This is a genomic window from Cellulophaga algicola DSM 14237 (assembly GCF_000186265.1).
In the GTDB taxonomy this organism is placed as follows: domain Bacteria; phylum Bacteroidota; class Bacteroidia; order Flavobacteriales; family Flavobacteriaceae; genus Cellulophaga; species Cellulophaga algicola.
Genome location: NC_014934.1, coordinates 2,516,090 through 2,533,804 on the forward strand (window position 1 = coordinate 2,516,090; position 17,715 = coordinate 2,533,804).

Below are 17,715 nucleotides of genomic sequence, written 5' to 3' on the forward strand. Positions count from 1 at the left end.
AGGCTTTTTTAGTATGTAATATATTTTAGAATTAATATAATTCTAAGGCTTTTGCTTGTTGTAATAAATCTACTAAGTTGTCTACATTAAGCTTGCGCATTAAACGTGCTTTATATGTACTTACTGTTTTTTCGTTTAAGTTTAAACCAATAGCAACATCTTTGTTACGTTTACCGCTAGCTAACATTTTTAAAACTTCAACTTCTCTAGTAGATAGTTTTCTGAAAAATCTTCTTGGTTTTTTAGTGCCTTCATCAAAAGCAAGTCTTTGAGCAAGCTCATTGGTAATAAACATATCACCTTTACTTACTTTTCTTACCGCAGAAATAATATAATCTAAATCAGCAGCTTTAGATAGGTAGCCATAAGCACCTGCTCTAATGGTACTAAGTGCATAAACATCTTCAGATTGACCACTGTAGATAAGTACCTTTATATCGGGATACTCGGCTTTAATTCTTCTTAAAGTAGCAATTCCGTTAATTTCAGGGATATCCATCTCTAACATCACTACATCTGGGCTTATCGTTTCTAATTTTTCAAACAGTTCGGTTGTCGTTGCGACATCTGCAATAACCTCAAAATCCGACGCTGTATCTAATACAAACTTAATTCCCGCTCTTACAACTGGATGGTTATCAGCAATTAATACTTTAATCATTTTCGTTTTTTTTCTTGATATTCAACTTATTACACGTAAAAGCCAATAATTTCTGACATGCAATGTAAAGTTTATTTATCTGATTTCTAGTGTAAATTTGATATTTTTTTATGAAACTACGTTGTTTTTCATCATTTTTTCGTTTTATTCACTTGATTTTAAGATGAATGGTTATTTTAATGCATTCGGGATCACACAAACGGGTATAGGAAGCATCTTATGTTTGTTTGCAGTATTGAGTTTCGTATAAATAGTAAGAACCTCTTTTTTTCTTCCTGTGAAATCGGCTGCAGTTTTGCCTTTTTCAATCATTTCCATAGCCCATTCTAACTCAGGATAGGATGCTCCAATTTGGTCTTCATCGGTGCGATCATCGCCCCATAGGCCGTCAGTAGGGGCTGCGCTAATTATTTCTTCATTTACGCCCAGTGTTTTAGCTATTTCCCAAACCTCAGTTTTGAGTAAATCAGCTATCGGACTCAAATCTACTCCGCCATCTCCATACTTGGTGTAAAATCCTACACCAAAGTCTTCAACTTTATTTCCTGTGCCTGCAACTAAATACGCTTCTAAGGCAGCAAAATAGTATAAACTAGTCATTCTAAGTCTAGCTCGGGTGTTTGCTAAAGACATAAAACGTTCTTCTTCATTTTCTACCGTAGGCATTGCTGCTACTAAACTATCAAATACAGGAGTAAGATTAATTTCTAGTCTTTTTACGTTGCTAAAGTTTTCCTGTAGCCATGCTATATGGCGTGATGCTCTTCCTATTTGGTTTTCTTCTTGGTGAATAGGCATCTCTAAACAAAGAAGGTCTAGTCCTGTTTTAGCACATAAAGTAGAGGTTATAGCAGAATCTATTCCGCCAGATATTCCTATGACAAATCCTTTCATATGAGCATTTGTTGCATAATCTTTTAACCAATCTACGATGTGACTTATTACTTTTTCCGTTTGCATTGCGCTATTTTTTTAAGTTGAAATCAATTAACTTTGCTTCGTAAAAATAAAACCTAAGTACTAATAAATAAAACTTAATAGAAATTACTTTATATGAAGAAGTTAATTTTTGCTCTTTTGATAGTTTCATCATTCTTTTTTTACAATTGTGAGGAAGAAGATAAGGTACCTCAAGAGATTGATAAAATAACTGTTGATGTTCAAGTAGATCGTTTTGATCAAGAGTTTGCGCAAACCACAGCAGAAAACCTAAATGCTACTAAAGCTAAATATCCTTATTTGTTTCCACAACAATATGCGGATAGTGTTTGGCTTTTGAAATTAAAGGATACCATTCAGATAGAATTAAATACGGAGGTAGGGAAAGCCTTTCCGAATTTTGATGCGGAAACAGAAGATTTAAAACGATTGTTTCAACATATAAAATATTATTTCCCAAAATTTCCAATTCCAAGAGTGGTTACCTTAACTTCTGATGTTGAGTATACCAGTAGAGTAATCTTAGCAGACACCTTATTGTTAATTGGTTTGGATAATTATTTAGGAAAAAATCATAAATTCTATAAAGGATTTCAGAACTATATTTCAAGTGGTTTAGATAAGGAGTATATTGTTAGTGATGTTGCTTCAGAATTCTGTGCTACCGTAATGCCTTATCAGAAAGGAAGAACTTTTTTAGATCAATTGGTTTATTATGGTAAGGAATTGTACTTAAAAGATAAGTTATTGCCTTTTAAATCTGAAGCACAGCGCATTGGCTATTCGCAAGAACAACTAGAATGGGCAGAAGCTAACGAAAATCAGATTTGGCGTTATTTTGTAGAACGAGAACTCTTGTATAGTACAGAAAAGCAATTACAGCCAAGGTTTATAGATCCGGCGCCATTTTCAAAATTTCAATTGGAATTAGATAATGAGTCTCCTGGAAGGATTGGGCAATATGTGGGGTGGCAAATAGTGCGTGCCTTCATGGAAAATAATGAAGTTACTTTACAACAATTACTAACCATACCTACCGAAGAACTTTTTAATAAATCAAATTACAAACCTAAAAAATAATGGCAAAATTACATACCTCAGAAATAACATTACGTGTAGGTTTAGATGAAAACAGAGTACCTGAAGAGCTTAATTGGTCTGCAGATGACGGCGGTATAGATAATCAAGAAGTAAAGGCTATGTTATTATCTGTTTGGGATAGTAAAAATAACGAGTCACTTAAAATAGATTTATGGACGAAAGATATGCCTGTAGATGAAATGAAAATATTTTTTCATCAAACCTTAGTTTCCTTATCTGATACTTTTATGAAAGCAACACAAGACGAGAAAATGACAGCTACGATGAAAGATTTTTGTGATTATTTCGCTGAAAAATTAGAGCTAAAAAAATAATTTTAGCTAAAATAGATTAACAGTATAGGCTAGTAATTCTAAAGTACCATAATTTACGTAATTAGGAATTACTAGCTTTAGTTATATTTAATTTTTTGAATAGTTTAGCTTCATCTGTTTGTGTTGGCCTCTCCTATATATTATGATTTCGTTGTTTTTACATTTTTACCATATACCTAAAAATAGTACTTCATTATACATGTAGCTCGCCATATGTCAATTTTGAATTGTACAATTCCCTAACTTTAGCTTATTTTTTTCCTTCTATTAGATCAATAATTTTGTTGTTAGTATTAGAAGGTATATTTCTCTAAATATTAGTTTTGAGGTTGGAGGTATGTTTCTGTGCTTTTCTTAAACTATAAGTTATTTTTAACGTTTAAGAACTGTAAGAAGTAGTGTGCCTTTGAGACTTACTTGTTGTAATAGCTATTGTGAAAATTATAAGTAGTCCATTTTTTTCATAATAAAAACAAGTAGTCGGATTAAAAGTAAGAAGGTGTTGAGGTATGGAAAAGGTAAATGTAGAAAAGTTAATTTTTATTTATAATGCAAATTCAGGTGCGCATAATGCGGTATTAGATACTGCTCATAAAATATTTAGTCCAAGCACGTATGAGTGTAGCTTGTGTGACATCACCTTTGGTATTTTTACAGAAAACAAAGTTTGGAGAAAATTTAGAGCACAATCAACAACACCAATGGAGTTTCTTCATAAAGATGAATTTTTAAAAACCTACAGTTCTAAATTTGGGAAGAAATATACGTTTCCAATCGTTCTTGCAGAAACAAATGAGGATTTTGAAGTAGTGGTCACCACAGAGAAAATGAATTCTCTTGATAATGTAGAGAGTTTAATGAGGGAAGTGTTAGTTACTTTAAATTAATGGAGATTTAGATAAAATCTGCCCAATTATCTTTTTTAAAATTCTCATTCATAAGATCTATGTAATCTAGAACTTCATCTTGTCCAATATTTTTTGAGGCAGAAGTTATAAAGTAATTTGGCGCTTCTTGCCACATACTTTCGAGCAAGTGATCAATATACGTTTGTACATTTCTCTCAATTACGTTTGGTTTTAATTTATCGGCCTTAGTAAAGACAATGGAAAATGGAATCTGATTTTCACCCATCCATTCCAAAAATTCTAAATCGACTTTTTGTGGTTCATGACGAATGTCTACAAGAACAAAAGCAGAGACTAATTGCTTGCGTTCTCTAAAATAATCAGTAATATATCTCTGGAATGTTTTTTTATCTCTTTTAGATACTCTTGCGTACCCGTATCCAGGTAAATCTACTAAATACCAACTATCATTTATTTTAAAATGATTGATTAGCTGTGTTTTTCCTGGCCTACCTGAAGTTTTTGCTAAACTTTTTTTATCGGTAAGCATATTGATCAATGAAGATTTTCCTACATTAGACCTCCCTATAAAAGCGTATTCGGGAATAGCTTCTTTAGGGCAGTTGGTCACATTAGAGTTGCTCATTACAAACTCGGCTGACTTTACTTTCATGGAGTATTTTTTTTGTCTTAGAATTTTCGGGCTATGAACCAAGCTTCTAATATCGTATTAAATTCATCTGGATGTTCCATCATTGCTGCATGGCCACATTTGTCAATCCAAAATAAATCGGAATCTGGTAATAATTTATGAAAATCATCAGCAACATCTGGTGGTGTAACATGGTCGTTTTTACCCCAAATGATACACGTTGGCGTGGTCATTTTTGGTAGGTCCTTTGCCATGTTATGGCGTATGGCACTTTTTGCAATAGCTAATGTCTTTACAAGCTTTATTCTGTCATTAACAGTAGCGAAAACTTCATCTACTATTTCAGGTGTGGCAACAGCAGGATCATAAAAAACATCCTGTGCTTTCTTCTTTATAAATTCGTAATCACCTCTTCGGGGATAGCCATCTCCCATTGCACTTTCATACAATCCAGAACTTCCTGTTATTATTAAAGCTTTTACAAATTTTGGATATAACTTTGTGTGTAATAAACCAATATGTCCGCCCAAAGAGTTTCCTAAAAGTATAACCTCATTTAAGCCTTTGTGTTTTATAAAATCATTCACAAATTTAGCGAAGCTTTTAACTGTAGTTTTTAAAAGGGGCTTATCATATATAGGTAATTCAGGAACTAAAATTTTATACCCTTTATTAGGGAAATAATTCATAACACCTTCAAAATTACTTAAACCACCCATTAATCCATGTAAAACAATTACTGGAGTGCCTTCTCCTACTTCAATGTACTTGTATTTGCCTTCCGTTATTAACTCTTCTTTCATTGATGTAGGTTGTATTCTGTAAAGGCAAATATAGACATTTCCTAATAATACAACCCTACTTGTTTTAATGTGATTTGTGTAGATGGCTTTTAAGCATGAATTTGAAGTTTTTCTAAATTTTAACAGCCTAATTTGAGTTGTTTTTCGGGTTTTACAGGTGTCTCAGATATCAGAATTTATTAACAATGTGGTAAATAGTGGTAAATTGTGGTAATAAAATCAATATATTTGAGTTATAATTTGAAACAAGGACAATAAAGTGATCAATTTCATAGGAACATATGACTGTAAAGCGGACGCTAAAGGTAGGGTAATGCTGCCTGTTGCGCTTAAAAATCAGATGTCTCCCGTGTTAACAGAAGGTTTCGTAATTAAGCGTTCTGTCTTTCAACCTTGTCTAGAATTATATCCAATGAAAGAGTGGAATCTCTTAATGGAGAAAATGAATATGAAGAATCGCTTTGTCAAAAAGAATAATGATTTTATACGTCGTTTTTCTGCGGGTGTCAAGGTAGTAGAAATTGATGCAACAGGGAGGTTATTAATTCCTAAGAATTTAATTGATGTTGCAAATATAGCAAAAGAGGTGGTATTGAGTTCTGCTATAAATATTATTGAAATTTGGGATAAAGACAGCTATGAAAAAGTTTTAGAGGATACCACTCTTGACTTTGCAGCGCTGGCAGAAGAAGTAATGGGAGGAGACGAAGATGAGTTATCATAATCCAGTTTTATTAAAAGAGTCTATAGATGGACTAAATATTAAAAGTGACGGCATTTACGTTGATGTCACTTTTGGTGGTGGTGGGCATTCAACAGAAATTTTGAGCCGTTTGGGTGCTAAAGGAAAGTTATATGCTTTTGATCAAGATGAAGATGCCCTCAAGAATGCTATTGATGATGAGCGCTTTGTATTGATTCATGAGAATTTTAGGTTTATCAGTCAGTTTTTAAAATTCTATGGTATAAAGAAGGTAGACGGAATCTTAGGAGATTTTGGAGTATCGTCTCATCAATTTGATGTTGCGGAACGTGGATTTTCTACCCGTTTTGATGCTGATTTAGATATGCGTATGAGTAAGCGAAATGCTGTGTCTGCTTATGATGTGGTAAATACATATGCTTATGACGATTTACGCAGAGTCTTATTTCAATATGGAGACCTTAGAAATGCAAATGCCATAGCAACTGCTATTATAGCAAATAGGGAAGAAACGCCAATAAAAACTACAGACCAGTTAAAATCTGGTTTAAAACAGTTTTTGCCAGCACGTGTTGAACACAAGATATTAGCTCAAATTTATCAAGCGATTCGTATAGAAGTGAATCAGGAGATTGAGGTAATTAAAGAGTTTTTGTTGCAAGTTCCAGATTTGTTAAACGAAGAGGGTAGGTTAAGTGTTATTAGCTATCATTCTTTAGAAGATAGATTGGTGAAAAATTTTTTTAGATCAGGAAAATTTGAAGGCGAACCTGATAAGGACTTTTATGGGAATATGAGTCTTCCGCTTAAAAAAGTAGGGGGATTAACGGTTCCTTCAAAAAAAGAGATTGCGGGTAATAATAGAGCACGTAGTGCAAAATTAAGAATAGCAGAAAAAGCAAAAAGCAAAAAATAGTCATGCGAAAAGGCTTATTAGATATATTAAAAGGAAAGTTTTTAGTGAGCGGAGATGCTCCTAAGAATTGGATTTTTATCATTTTCACTTCTTTTTTAGCGGCAGTAATGATTGCAAGTTCTCATGGTGCAGATAGTAAAGTGCATCAGATAGCGGCTTTAAATGAAGAAGTAAAAGAATTACGAAGTGAGTTTATAGATGGGCAAACAGATGTTCAAAAATTAAAGCTTGAATCGGAAATATTAAAAACAGTACGTGAAGATGGTTTGTTGCCTTCGGAAACACCACCACATAAAATAAGAGTTAAATCGGCTGAATAATGGCGGTTACAGATAAAAAAATATTAACGAGACTATATATAGTAGCAGTATTTCTGCTACTGTTCGCTGTTGCGGTGGTTGTAAAGCTTTTTAGTATTCAGATGGTAGACGGGGATAAATACCGTCAATTAGCTGAAGATCGTACGGAGAGGGTTTTTACGATTACACCTAACCGTGGAAATCTATATTCTGCTGATGGTAGTTTATTGGCGACCTCAGTTTCTCGTTTTAATATTCGTTTTGATGCAGTTACCGTAAAGGATAAAGATTTTAAAGAAAATATTAAACCACTTTGCCAGTCTTTGTCAAAATTATTGGGAAAGCCGGTATCGCATTACGAACAAATTTTTCGTAAAGCCAAAGCAAATAAAAATAGGTATGCATTAATTGCTAGAAACCTCGATTATTCAGACTATATACAGGTTAAGAAATTTCCATTGTTTGAGAAAGGCCCTAACCGCGGTGGTATTGTTGTAGAGCAAAATACAGTTCGGGAACATCCCTTAGGTAAGATTGCGGAGCGTAGTGTAGGGTATGAGCGTTTTGATGAAAACGGGTATGCTACGCGTGTTGGTTTAGAAGGTGCTTTTACAGAGTATTTGAGTGGAATTAAAGGAAGCAGGTTAAAGCAGAAAATTTCTAAAAATCAATGGAAGCCTATAGGTATGGATAATATTGTAGAGCCTAAAGATGGCTATGATGTTTATTCTACTATTGATGTCAATATTCAAGATATTGCCCATCATGCTTTATTAGCTCAATTAGAAAAATATAAAGCAGACCATGGTTGTGTGATTGTTATGGAAACCAAAACAGGTGAGATAAAAGCAATTTCAAACTTAGGAAAAACAGAAGGAGATAAATATTACGAGCGTTTAAATTATGCTATAGGAGAATCTCATGAGCCAGGTTCTACATTTAAGCTAATGTCAATGGTAGTAGCACTTGAAGATAAAGTGATAGATACAAATACAGTTATTGATACCGAAAAGGGTTTGTTTAAAGTGTATAACAAAACAGTGAGAGATTCTAAATGGGGTGGCTACGGAAAAATTTCTGCAGCTAAAGCTTTTGAGGTTTCTTCAAATACAGCTTTCGCTAAGATTATTTATAATAATTATAAGGATAATCCAGAAAAGTATGTTAATCGCCTAATGAACATGGGGTTAAATAGAAAGCTTGATTTACCTATTAAAGGAGAAGGCGATCCTGTTATTCGGTATCCTGGAGATAAAGGTTGGTCAGGTATCTCATTAGCATGGATGTCTCACGGGTATGAGGTTTCGCTTACTCCTTTGCAAACGCTTACATTTTATAATGCGATTGCGAATGATGGCGAAATGGTAAAACCTCGCCTTTTAAAAGAAGTTAAGGAGTGGGATAAAACTATTTTTAAGTTTGATAAAAAAGTGATAAACCCATCTATTTGTTCACAGGAAACAATAGGCAAGGTAAAAGAGATGTTGAAGAATGTGGTAGAGAAAAAATATGGAACAGGCCACAGTTTGTATTCGCCAAATTTCTCTATGGCAGGTAAGACGGGAACAGCACAAAAAAATTATGTAGCTAAGGATCCTGATAAATTACAATACATATCTTCTTTTGCAGGTTATTTTCCTGCAGATAACCCCAAATATTCCTGTATCGTGGTTATTCATGAGCCAGATAGAAAAGTAGGTATTTATGGAGCAGATGTTGCTGGTCCTGTATTTAAATCAGTAGCTCAGAAAATATACGCCACTTCTCCTTTAGTTGACGAGGTAGATGGTTTGGAAATTAGTGACCCTAGTTTAGAGAAGAAGTATGAGCAGTATTATGCTGAAGCATCAAAAAAATACAGCAAAGTGCCTAATGTAGTAGGTATGAGTGGTATGGATGCTATTGCGATTCTAGAAAATTTAGGATTAAAAGTTAGAGTTACCGGATACGGTAGCGTAAAAAAACAGTCTGCTAAAGGCATAGATATAAGCGCAGCAGGAGTAATAGTATTAGAATTATCATGAGAGCACTTAAAGACATATTGTTTGGGGTAAGTATTACTGCGGTTAGCGGTTCTACCTCTGTTATGGTAAATTCTATTTGCTTTGATTCGCGTATTGTGACCATGGGTGATGTTTTTGTTGCTATAAAAGGAACCATTACAGATGGGCATGAATATATAGAAAAAGCTATAGCACTTGGAGCAAAGACCATAATTTGTGAGACAATGCCAGTAACAATTGTTGACGATGTTACTTATGTTGAAGTTGATAATGGAAACAAGGCTTTGGCGATTATGGCATCTAATTTTTATGACAATCCGTCTAAAAATTTAAAACTTGTTGGGGTTACAGGAACAAATGGTAAAACAACCATAAGTAGCTTGTTGTATCAGTTATTTAAGAAAGCAGGTTTTAAAGTGGGGCTTATTTCTACGATAAAAATCATGGTAGATGATACGGAATATAAAACAAGCCATACTACGCCAGATGCTTTAACTATAAATCATCATTTAAAATTGATGAATGATGTAGGGGTTGAGTTTTGTTTTATGGAAGTGAGTTCTCATGGAATCCATCAAAAAAGAACAGAAGGTTTGGCTTTTGAGGGGGCTATTTTCACGAATTTATCTCATGACCATTTAGATTATCATAAAACCTTTGCGGAGTATAGGGATACTAAAAAATTACTTTTTGATAACCTTCCTAAGAAGGCTTTTGTACTTACTAATGTTGATGATAAAAACGGCTTGGTAATGTTGCAGAATACAAAGGCAAGAAAATACACCTATGCGCTAAAAACGTATGCCGATTATAAAGCTCAAATATTAGAGAATCAATTTAATGGACAGTTATTAAAAATTGACGGTAGTGAGGTTTGGTCAAAATTAATAGGAGATTTTAATGCCTATAATATGTTAGCAATTTATGGTACTGCACAATTATTAGGTTTAGAGAAGTTAGAAATATTAAGACTATTAAGTGAGCTAGAAAATGTTGATGGTAGATTTCAATATTTTATATCTAAAGAAAGAATTACGGCAATTGTAGATTATGCGCATACGCCAGATGCACTTAAGAATGTGCTTGATACAATAAATAAATTACGAACGGGAAATGAAAACGTAATAACCGTTGTGGGTTGTGGCGGGGATAGAGATAGGTCTAAACGTCCGGTTATGGGGCATATTGCATCAGAAATGAGTACTACGACAATCTTTACTTCAGATAATCCAAGAACCGAGAATCCAGATGAAATACTCAAAGAGATTGAAGCAGGTGTAGAGGTTCAAAATGTAAGAAAAACACTGACAATCGAGAGTAGGGAGCAAGCAATAAAAACAGCTTGCCAGTTAGCGAATTCTAATGATATTATTTTAATAGCAGGAAAAGGGCATGAAACCTATCAAGAAATAAATGGGGTAAGGGCACATTTTGACGACTATGAAATGGTTCAGAATCTATTGAAGGCATTAAATAAATAAAACAACTAAAATTGCTGTTATGGCGATTATAAACCAAAAGACACGAATTAAAGTATGTTATACTATTTGTTTGAATTTTTAGAAAATAATTATCAGATACCGGGTGCGGGACTTTTTCAGTTTATCACTTTTAGGGCAGCATTAGCGGTTTTAACATCGCTTTTGATTGCTACGGTGTATGGTAAAAAAATAATTCTTTTTCTTCAAAAAAAACAAATAGGAGAGACTGTTCGTGATTTAGGATTAGACGGTCAAAAACAAAAAGCTGGTACGCCTACTATGGGTGGTTTAATTATCATTTTAGCCACTTTAATTCCAGTATTGTTATTTGCTAAATTAGATAATATCTATGTTATTCTTTTAATCGTGACCACCATTTGGATGGGAATTATTGGTTTTATAGATGACTATATTAAAATATTTAAAAAAGATAAAGAGGGGTTACAAGGGAAGTTTAAAATTTTGGGACAAGTAGTTCTGGGGTTAATTGTTGGAACTACGTTGTACTTCCACCCAGAAGTGACTATGAAAGAGCGTAGTCAAAGTGTGATTACTACCGAGTATACTTTAGAAAAAGTAGCAGGAGCAGAGGTTAAATCTGTTAGAACTACAGTTCCTTTCTTTAAGAATAACGAACTTGACTATACCTCATTCATTGGTTGGATGGGAGATGGAGCTAAAGAATACGCGTGGTTAATATTTATTCCAGTAGTAATCATTATTGTAACGGCTGTATCTAACGGTGCTAATTTAACAGATGGTATAGATGGTTTAGCGGCTGGGTCCTCGGCAATAATTGTCCTCACCCTTGGTATTTTTACATGGATTTCAGGGAATATTATATTCTCTAATTATCTCGATATTATGTTTATTCCTAGGGCAGGAGAACTTGTGGTATTTGTTGCTGCATTCGTGGGTGCTTTAGTTGGGTTTTTGTGGTACAATGCATTCCCTGCTCAAGTATTTATGGGAGATACGGGTAGCCTTACAATAGGAGGGGTAATAGCAGTAATTGCAATTATCATCCGTAAAGAATTATTGATCCCTGTGTTATGTGGAATCTTCTTCGCAGAATCTATTTCTGTGATGTTGCAAGTAGGATATTTTAAATATACCAAGAAGAAGTATGGAGAAGGAAAACGTGTTTTTCTAATGGCTCCATTGCACCACCATTATCAAAAGAAAGGCTACCATGAAAGTAAAATCGTGACGCGCTTTTGGATTGTTGGAATTTTACTAGCAGTAATTACTGTTGTAACCTTAAAAGTGCGATAAGATGCAAAGGTTAGTAATTCTTGGAGGAGGAGAAAGTGGCGTAGGGACCGCTATTTTAGCAAAGAAAAAAGGCTATGAAGTTTTTGTTTCTGATAAAGGAATAATTAAAGATAAGTATAGAAAAGTTCTTGAGCATTTTGAAATTGAATGGGAAGACCAACAGCATACAGAAGAAAAAATTCTGAATGCAGATGTGGTGATGAAAAGTCCTGGTATTCCAGATAAAATAGCCTTGATTCAGAAATTGAAGGAAAAGAAAATTCCAGTAATCTCGGAAATAGAATTTGCATCAAAATATACCGATGCAAAAATCATAGGAATTACAGGAAGTAACGGGAAGACCACCACAACAATGTTAGTCAATCATATTTTAAAAAGTGAGGGCTTACATGTGGGAATGGCGGGTAACATTGGAGATAGCTATGCTAAAATGGTAGCAGAGAATGATTTTGAATATTACGTGTTGGAAATTAGCAGTTTTCAATTAGATGGTATTGTAGATTTCAAACCGCATATAGCAATCCTTACCAATATATCGCCAGATCATTTAGATCGGTATGACTATAAGTATGAAAACTATATCGCATCAAAATTTAGAATTGCAGAGAACCAGACAGAAGATGATTATTTCATTTACGATGCTGATGATAAAGACTTAACAGACTGGCTAAAAAAACATCCTGTTAAAGCAAAATTAATGCCCTATTCAATTGAGAGAACAATAGAAGAAGGCGCATTTAGTACAAACAAAGACATAACGATTACAACTAACAACGACACACTGAAAATGAAAACAGATTCTTTATCCTTAGAAGGAAAACACAATCTTAAAAACACAATGGCAGCTTCTACAGCGTCAAAACTTATTGGTATTAGAAAAGAAACTATTCGGAACAGTGTAGCTAATTTTCAAGGTGCTGAGCATCGTTTAGAAAAAGTATTGAAGATTCATCATGTAGAATACATAAATGATTCTAAAGCTACTAATGTAAATGCAACCTATTATGCTTTGGATAGTGTGAGAACTCCAACGGTTTGGATTGTTGGTGGTGTGGATAAGGGTAATGATTACAAATCATTGATGCCTTTGGTGCGTGAAAAAGTAAAAGCAATTATCTGTCTTGGAAAAGATAACACAAAAATAATTGAGGCTTTTGGTAATGTGGTAGATCTAATTGTAGAGGCTTATGACATGTCAGAAACCGTGAAAATTGCCTATAAAATGGCAGAAAGAGGAGATACTGTTTTGTTATCTCCTGCATGTGCAAGTTTTGATCTTTTTGATAATTACGAAGATCGCGGAAATCAGTTTAAAGCAGCAGTACAAAACTTATAATAAAAGATGGAATTTTTCAACAAAATAGGTGGAGATAAAGCAATTTGGGCTATAGTAGCCCTACTTGCCTTATTTTCTTTTTTACCAGTTTACAGCGCAAGCAGTAATCTGGTATACGTTGTTGGAAATGGTACAGGTACAACCTTAAGTTTTTTGTTTAAACATGGTCTTTTATTAGCATTAGGTTTCGGAATTATCTACGGGGTACATAAGATTCCGACACACTTTTTTAAAGGACTGTCATTGATAGCGATGCCTATTGTTTTATTGTTGTTGGTATATACCTTGGCGCAAGGAACTACAATTGGAGGGGCCAATGCAAGTAGGTGGATTCGCTTGCCTTTGGTTGGTTTTACGTTTCAGACCTCAAACCTAGCAGCCGTAGTTTTAATGGCATATGTGGCGCGTTATTTAACAAAAATAAAAGATAACGCAATTACTTTTAAAGAAAGTATTTTGCCCTTGTGGATACCTGTATTCTTGGTGTTAATTTTGATATTACCGGCTAACTTTTCAACCGCAGCAATTATCTTTTTTATGGTAATGGTGTTGTGTTTTTTAGGCGGCTATCCTATTAAGTATTTATTGGGGATTATAGGGAGTGGTATTTTAGTGTTGACCCTTTTTATTTTGGTCGCTAAAGCAGCTCCAGATTTATTTCCTAATCGTGTAAACACATGGCAGAATAGAATTGAGAATTTTGCGACTGAAGGAGATAGTGATGCAGATTACCAGATAGAGAAAGCAAAAATAGCAATCGCTACAGGTGGTATTATTGGTAAAGGTGCAGGTAAGAGTATACAAAAGAATTTTTTACCACAAAGTTCTTCAGATTTTATTTTTGCGATTATCGTAGAAGAATATGGTCTTGTTGGCGGATTGGTTTTAGTTTTCTTTTACCTCTTATTGTTATTTAGAATTGTAGTAGTAGCAAATGGGAATACAACCATTTTCGGGAAATTATTAGTAGTAGGTGTTGGTTTACCTATAGTTTTTCAGGCGTTTATTAATATGGCTGTTGCGGTAGAATTATTCCCTGTAACGGGGCAGACCTTGCCATTAATTAGTAGTGGAGGAACTTCTACTTGGATGACTTGTTTGGCAATTGGTATTATTTTAAGTGCCAGTAATAAGGAAACCAGTGAAGAGCCTAGTGGTGCAGAAATAGATGATACGAACCCTTTAGAAGTGTTGAGTGGGCAATTATAAATTTATACTATCAGGAGGAGGCACAGGCGGACATATTTATCCGGCAGTCGCAATCGCAAATGAATTGAAGCGCAGGCACCCTAGTGCTGAGTTTTTGTTTGTGGGTGCAAAAGATAGAATGGAAATGGAAAAAGTACCTAATGCAGGGTACAAAATAGAAGGATTGTGGATTTCTGGGTTGCAACGAAAATTGACCCTTAAAAATTTAATGTTTCCTTTTAAATTAATTAGTAGTTTGATAAAGGCAGGTGGTATCGTGAAAAGATTTAAGCCAGATGTTGTTATTGGTACAGGTGGTTTTGCTAGCGGTCCGCTTTTAAAACGCGCTTCTGGTATGGGAGTACCTTGTGTGTTACAAGAGCAAAATTCTTTTGCAGGAATAACAAATAAGTTATTGGCGGGAAAGTCTAAGAAAATATGTGTTGCTTATGATGGTATGGAGCATTTTTTTCCTTTAGATAAGATTGTAAAAACAGGAAACCCAGTTCGTGAAGATTTGGTTACAATGGCCGCGACTCAGGTAGAAGCTTTAAGCTTTTTTGAACTAGATACAATAAAACCAACCTTAGTTGTTTTAGGAGGGAGTTTGGGAGCAAGAAGAATCAATCAGCTTATTGAAAAGGAGTTGCGTTTCTTTAAAGAATTAGGAATACAATTGGTATGGCAATGCGGTAAGCTGTATTATGAAGAATATAAGAAGTACCAATCAAATGATGTAAAAGTATTTGATTTTCTAAATAGAATGGATTTTGCGTATGCGGCTGCAAACTTTGTAATTAGTAGAGCAGGGGCAGGTTCGGTGTCAGAATTGTGTATTGTTGGAAAACCAGTAATCTATATTCCATCGCCAAATGTAGCAGAAGATCATCAAACTAAAAATGCCATGGCTTTAGTAGAAAAAGAGGCGGCATTAATGGTAAAAGAAAGCGATTTAGCTTCGCAATTTGAAAGTGTTTTTTCAGCGCTTTTTAAAGACGAAGAGAAGCAAAAAGAATTGAGAGTTAATAGCAAGAAAATGGCGATGCCAAATGCTACAAGTGATATTGTAGATGAAATTGAGAAATTATTAAAAAAATAAAAAGAGCCTGAAGATAATTTAGGGTGATGATTATGAACATGAATCAGATACATAGCGTATATTTTTTAGGTATTGGCGGCATAGGAATGTCAGCCTTAGCTAGGTATTTTGTGTATTTAGGTAAGCATGTCGGGGGTTATGATAAAACAGCTTCACCGCTTACTTTAGAATTAGAAGAGGCGGGCATGGCTATTCATTATGAAGATGACTTGGCGCAAATAGATGCTAAATTTTTAGATAAGGAAACTTGTCTTGTAGTGTATACTCCTGCGGTTCCTCAGGATCATTCAGAATTAAATTATTTTTTTGATCATAAATTTGAGATTAAAAAACGTTCAGAAGTACTTGGTTTAGTTACTAATGAAACTTTTTGTTTGGCGGTTGCAGGAACGCATGGGAAGACCACAACATCTAGTATTTTAGCACATATTTTAAAAGAAGCACAACTGCCTATGACGGCGTTTTTAGGTGGCATCTCTGAAGATTTTGGAAGTAATTTTTATTTTCAAGGATCAGAATTTTCGGTGGTAGAGGCAGATGAATTTGATCGTTCGTTTTTACGGTTGTCTCCAGATATAGCTTGTATTACCTCTATGGATGCAGACCATTTAGATATTTATGGTACAGGAGAAGAGTTGCATAAATCATTTAGAGCGTTTGCCGCTCGGTTAAAAGTGGGTGGTAAATTGTTTGTTAGAAACGGATTGCCTATTGAGGGTATTACATATGGTATTGAGGATGACTCTGATTATTGTGCAAAAAATATTGAAATTATAAAAGGTGTTTATGTTTTTGAACTTCAAACACCTACAGTTTTATACAAAGGGATACGTTTTAAGAAGCCGGGAAGACACAATTTATTAAATGCGATTGTAGCTTTAGGGATGGCATTAGAAGCAAATGCAAAGCCAGAGAAGTTATTTTCAGCCTTAGAAAGTTTTAAAGGGGTACAACGTCGTTTTTCTTATAGAATTAAGAATGATGATTTTGTGTTTATTGATGATTATGCGCATCATCCAACAGAGATAAATGCTGTCTTTGAGGCAATTACAGAAATGCATCCAAATAAAAAAGTATTAGCGGTTTTTCAACCACATTTATTTTCAAGAACAAGGGATTTTGCTGAGGATTTTGCTGAAAGTTTGTCGAAATTTGCAAATGTTTTGTTGTTAGATATTTATCCGGCTAGAGAAAAACCAATGGAGGGTATTACATCGGAATGGTTGTTGCAAAAGATAAATAGTCAGAATAAAAAATTAGTACAGAAATCAGAATTAATTACAGAGATACAAAAACAAGCTCCAGAAGTATTAATAGTTATGGGTGCTGGTGATATAGGTTTAGAAGTTGTAAAAATTCAAAAAGCTATAGCAAATGAAAATTAATTGGAACATTGTAAAAGCAATAATTTTATTGCTTACGGTAACGGGGCTTTTTGCATTTTCTAATATTAGGAATAGTAAAAAACCAATTTCAGAGCTCGATGTAACCTTTACAGATGATAATAATTTATACATGACTACGGGTATGGTTAATAAATTGTTAATACAAAGTTTTCAAGGGTTTGATATTGTACCTAAAGAAAATTTAGTTTTGAATACTATGGAAAAGGCCATTGAGGCCAACGAAATGGTTAAAAAAGCTCAAGTCTACCTCACGGTAAATGGTAAGTTGACGACGAAAATCGCGCAACGTAACCCCATTGGTCGTGTGGAAAGTAGTACAATATATTATCTTGATGATGAAGGAAAGCATATGCCGCTGTCTAGAAATCATTCCGCAAGGGTTCCTGTTATAACAGGAAATATAACGGAGGATAGCTTGGGAGAAGTATATTATATATTGAACTATGTAAACGGAGAGGATTTTTTGCGTAAAAACGTAATTGGTGTACAGGTATTAAAAAACCAAAAATATCAGTTAAAATTTAGAACAGAAAGTTTTGTCGTAAACCTAGGAAAAGCAGAAGAGTTAAGTCAGAAGTTTAACAAGTTCAGAGCTTTTTATAAAAAAGGGCAAAAAGATAATTCGCTTGCGCAATATAGTTTAGTGAGCTTAGAGTATAATAATCAAGTAGTGTGCACCAAAATTTAAGAT

At 34.2% G+C, this 17,715-nt stretch carries 18 protein-coding genes; 14 read left to right on the forward strand and 4 right to left on the reverse strand.

The features are described 5' to 3' along the window. Window positions 1–31 precede the first annotated feature (31 nt). Together CELAL_RS10930 and nadE are read right to left on the reverse strand one after the other, a co-directional pair. Window positions 32–661 (reverse strand): response regulator, encoded by a 630-nt coding sequence (locus CELAL_RS10930; RefSeq protein ID WP_013550970.1) that lies wholly within the window; start codon window positions 659–661, stop codon window positions 32–34. Window positions 662–832: 171 nt separating this feature from the next. Next, a complete protein-coding gene (gene nadE / locus CELAL_RS10935) occupies window positions 833–1,621 on the reverse strand; it encodes an NAD(+) synthase (protein WP_013550971.1) in 789 nt (262 codons plus the stop codon). A 93-nt stretch (window positions 1,622–1,714) separates the two neighbouring features. Here nadE and gldB point away from each other — a divergent pair, with 93 nt between their 5' ends. From gldB to CELAL_RS10950, 3 genes are all read left to right on the forward strand, one after another. Next, complete coding sequence (gldB, locus tag CELAL_RS10940; protein WP_013550972.1) at window positions 1,715–2,680, forward strand: gliding motility lipoprotein GldB; 966 nt, start codon at window positions 1,715–1,717, stop codon at window positions 2,678–2,680. Next, the gene (gene gldC / locus CELAL_RS10945; protein ID WP_013550973.1) at window positions 2,680–3,015 is read left to right on the forward strand and encodes a gliding motility protein GldC; all 336 of its coding nucleotides are present in this window, start codon (window positions 2,680–2,682) and stop codon (window positions 3,013–3,015) included. Before gldB ends, gldC begins: the two co-directional genes overlap by 1 nt. 509 nt (window positions 3,016–3,524) lie before the next feature. After that, the gene (locus CELAL_RS10950) at window positions 3,525–3,902 is read left to right on the forward strand and encodes a hypothetical protein (RefSeq protein ID WP_013550974.1); all 378 of its coding nucleotides are present in this window, start codon (window positions 3,525–3,527) and stop codon (window positions 3,900–3,902) included. A gap of 7 nt (window positions 3,903–3,909) precedes the next feature. Here the strand turns inward: CELAL_RS10950 and yihA are convergent, their stop codons facing one another. Together yihA and CELAL_RS10960 are read right to left on the reverse strand one after the other, a co-directional pair. Then, window positions 3,910–4,536: a ribosome biogenesis GTP-binding protein YihA/YsxC gene (yihA, locus tag CELAL_RS10955; protein ID WP_013550975.1), complete on the reverse strand. Its 627-nt coding sequence runs from the start codon at window positions 4,534–4,536 to the stop codon at window positions 3,910–3,912. 17 nt (window positions 4,537–4,553) lie between these two features. Then, entirely contained in the window at window positions 4,554–5,318 is a 765-nt protein-coding gene (locus CELAL_RS10960) for an alpha/beta fold hydrolase (RefSeq protein WP_013550976.1), read from the reverse strand. A gap of 259 nt (window positions 5,319–5,577) precedes the next feature. On the opposite strand from CELAL_RS10960, the gene mraZ reads away from it, so the two are divergent. From mraZ to CELAL_RS11015, 11 genes are read left to right on the forward strand one after another with little or no spacing between them, the layout of a single operon-like run. Next, the gene (gene mraZ / locus CELAL_RS10965) at window positions 5,578–6,042 is read left to right on the forward strand and encodes a division/cell wall cluster transcriptional repressor MraZ (RefSeq protein WP_041557699.1); all 465 of its coding nucleotides are present in this window, start codon (window positions 5,578–5,580) and stop codon (window positions 6,040–6,042) included. Continuing rightward, window positions 6,029–6,937: a 16S rRNA (cytosine(1402)-N(4))-methyltransferase RsmH gene (gene rsmH, locus CELAL_RS10970; protein WP_013550978.1), complete on the forward strand. Its 909-nt coding sequence runs from the start codon at window positions 6,029–6,031 to the stop codon at window positions 6,935–6,937. Before mraZ ends, rsmH begins: the two co-directional genes overlap by 14 nt. Before the next feature lie 2 nt (window positions 6,938–6,939). Next, entirely contained in the window at window positions 6,940–7,257 is a 318-nt protein-coding gene (locus tag CELAL_RS10975) for an FtsL-like putative cell division protein (protein WP_013550979.1), read from the forward strand. Beyond that, complete coding sequence (locus CELAL_RS10980; protein ID WP_013550980.1) at window positions 7,257–9,260, forward strand: penicillin-binding protein; 2,004 nt, start codon at window positions 7,257–7,259, stop codon at window positions 9,258–9,260. Before CELAL_RS10975 ends, CELAL_RS10980 begins: the two co-directional genes overlap by 1 nt. Then, a complete protein-coding gene (locus tag CELAL_RS10985; RefSeq protein ID WP_013550981.1) occupies window positions 9,257–10,720 on the forward strand; it encodes a UDP-N-acetylmuramoyl-L-alanyl-D-glutamate--2,6-diaminopimelate ligase in 1,464 nt (487 codons plus the stop codon). Before CELAL_RS10980 ends, CELAL_RS10985 begins: the two co-directional genes overlap by 4 nt. A 54-nt stretch (window positions 10,721–10,774) precedes the next feature. Next, window positions 10,775–11,995, forward strand: coding sequence for a phospho-N-acetylmuramoyl-pentapeptide-transferase (gene mraY, locus CELAL_RS10990; protein ID WP_013550982.1), 1,221 nt, complete (start codon window positions 10,775–10,777; stop codon window positions 11,993–11,995). A 1-nt stretch (window position 11,996) separates the two neighbouring features. Further along, window positions 11,997–13,331: a UDP-N-acetylmuramoyl-L-alanine--D-glutamate ligase gene (gene murD, locus CELAL_RS10995; protein WP_013550983.1), complete on the forward strand. Its 1,335-nt coding sequence runs from the start codon at window positions 11,997–11,999 to the stop codon at window positions 13,329–13,331. 6 nt (window positions 13,332–13,337) lie between these two features. Beyond that, a complete protein-coding gene (locus tag CELAL_RS11000) occupies window positions 13,338–14,540 on the forward strand; it encodes an FtsW/RodA/SpoVE family cell cycle protein (protein WP_013550984.1) in 1,203 nt (400 codons plus the stop codon). Further along, the gene (murG, locus tag CELAL_RS11005) at window positions 14,527–15,618 is read left to right on the forward strand and encodes an undecaprenyldiphospho-muramoylpentapeptide beta-N-acetylglucosaminyltransferase (RefSeq protein ID WP_013550985.1); all 1,092 of its coding nucleotides are present in this window, start codon (window positions 14,527–14,529) and stop codon (window positions 15,616–15,618) included. Before CELAL_RS11000 ends, murG begins: the two co-directional genes overlap by 14 nt. Before the next feature lie 32 nt (window positions 15,619–15,650). Continuing rightward, on the forward strand, window positions 15,651–17,003 hold the full coding sequence (murC, locus tag CELAL_RS11010; protein WP_041557700.1) for a UDP-N-acetylmuramate--L-alanine ligase: 1,353 nt from the start codon (window positions 15,651–15,653) through the stop codon (window positions 17,001–17,003). After that, window positions 16,993–17,712: a cell division protein FtsQ/DivIB gene (locus CELAL_RS11015; protein ID WP_013550987.1), complete on the forward strand. Its 720-nt coding sequence runs from the start codon at window positions 16,993–16,995 to the stop codon at window positions 17,710–17,712. The genes murC and CELAL_RS11015 overlap by 11 nt, the downstream gene beginning before the upstream one ends. Window positions 17,713–17,715 lie beyond the last annotated feature (3 nt).

Coding starts and splice junctions, on each gene's coding strand:
- rsmH (WP_013550978.1), top strand. CDS start 6,029: ATGAGTTATCATAATCCAGTTTTATTAAAAGAGTCTATAGATGGACTA.
- CELAL_RS10980 (WP_013550980.1), top strand. CDS start 7,257: ATGGCGGTTACAGATAAAAAAATATTAACGAGACTATATATAGTAGCA.
- mraY (WP_013550982.1), top strand. CDS start 10,775: ATGTTATACTATTTGTTTGAATTTTTAGAAAATAATTATCAGATACCG.
- gldB (WP_013550972.1), top strand. CDS start 1,715: ATGAAGAAGTTAATTTTTGCTCTTTTGATAGTTTCATCATTCTTTTTT.
- CELAL_RS10960 (WP_013550976.1), bottom strand. CDS start 5,318: ATGAAAGAAGAGTTAATAACGGAAGGCAAATACAAGTACATTGAAGTA.
- nadE (WP_013550971.1), bottom strand. CDS start 1,621: ATGCAAACGGAAAAAGTAATAAGTCACATCGTAGATTGGTTAAAAGAT.
- murC (WP_041557700.1), top strand. CDS start 15,651: ATGAACATGAATCAGATACATAGCGTATATTTTTTAGGTATTGGCGGC.
- CELAL_RS11015 (WP_013550987.1), top strand. CDS start 16,993: ATGAAAATTAATTGGAACATTGTAAAAGCAATAATTTTATTGCTTACG.
- CELAL_RS10985 (WP_013550981.1), top strand. CDS start 9,257: ATGAGAGCACTTAAAGACATATTGTTTGGGGTAAGTATTACTGCGGTT.
- CELAL_RS10950 (WP_013550974.1), top strand. CDS start 3,525: ATGGAAAAGGTAAATGTAGAAAAGTTAATTTTTATTTATAATGCAAAT.
- CELAL_RS10930 (WP_013550970.1), bottom strand. CDS start 661: ATGATTAAAGTATTAATTGCTGATAACCATCCAGTTGTAAGAGCGGGA.
- murD (WP_013550983.1), top strand. CDS start 11,997: ATGCAAAGGTTAGTAATTCTTGGAGGAGGAGAAAGTGGCGTAGGGACC.
- gldC (WP_013550973.1), top strand. CDS start 2,680: ATGGCAAAATTACATACCTCAGAAATAACATTACGTGTAGGTTTAGAT.
- yihA (WP_013550975.1), bottom strand. CDS start 4,536: ATGAAAGTAAAGTCAGCCGAGTTTGTAATGAGCAACTCTAATGTGACC.
- CELAL_RS11000 (WP_013550984.1), top strand. CDS start 13,338: ATGGAATTTTTCAACAAAATAGGTGGAGATAAAGCAATTTGGGCTATA.
- CELAL_RS10975 (WP_013550979.1), top strand. CDS start 6,940: ATGCGAAAAGGCTTATTAGATATATTAAAAGGAAAGTTTTTAGTGAGC.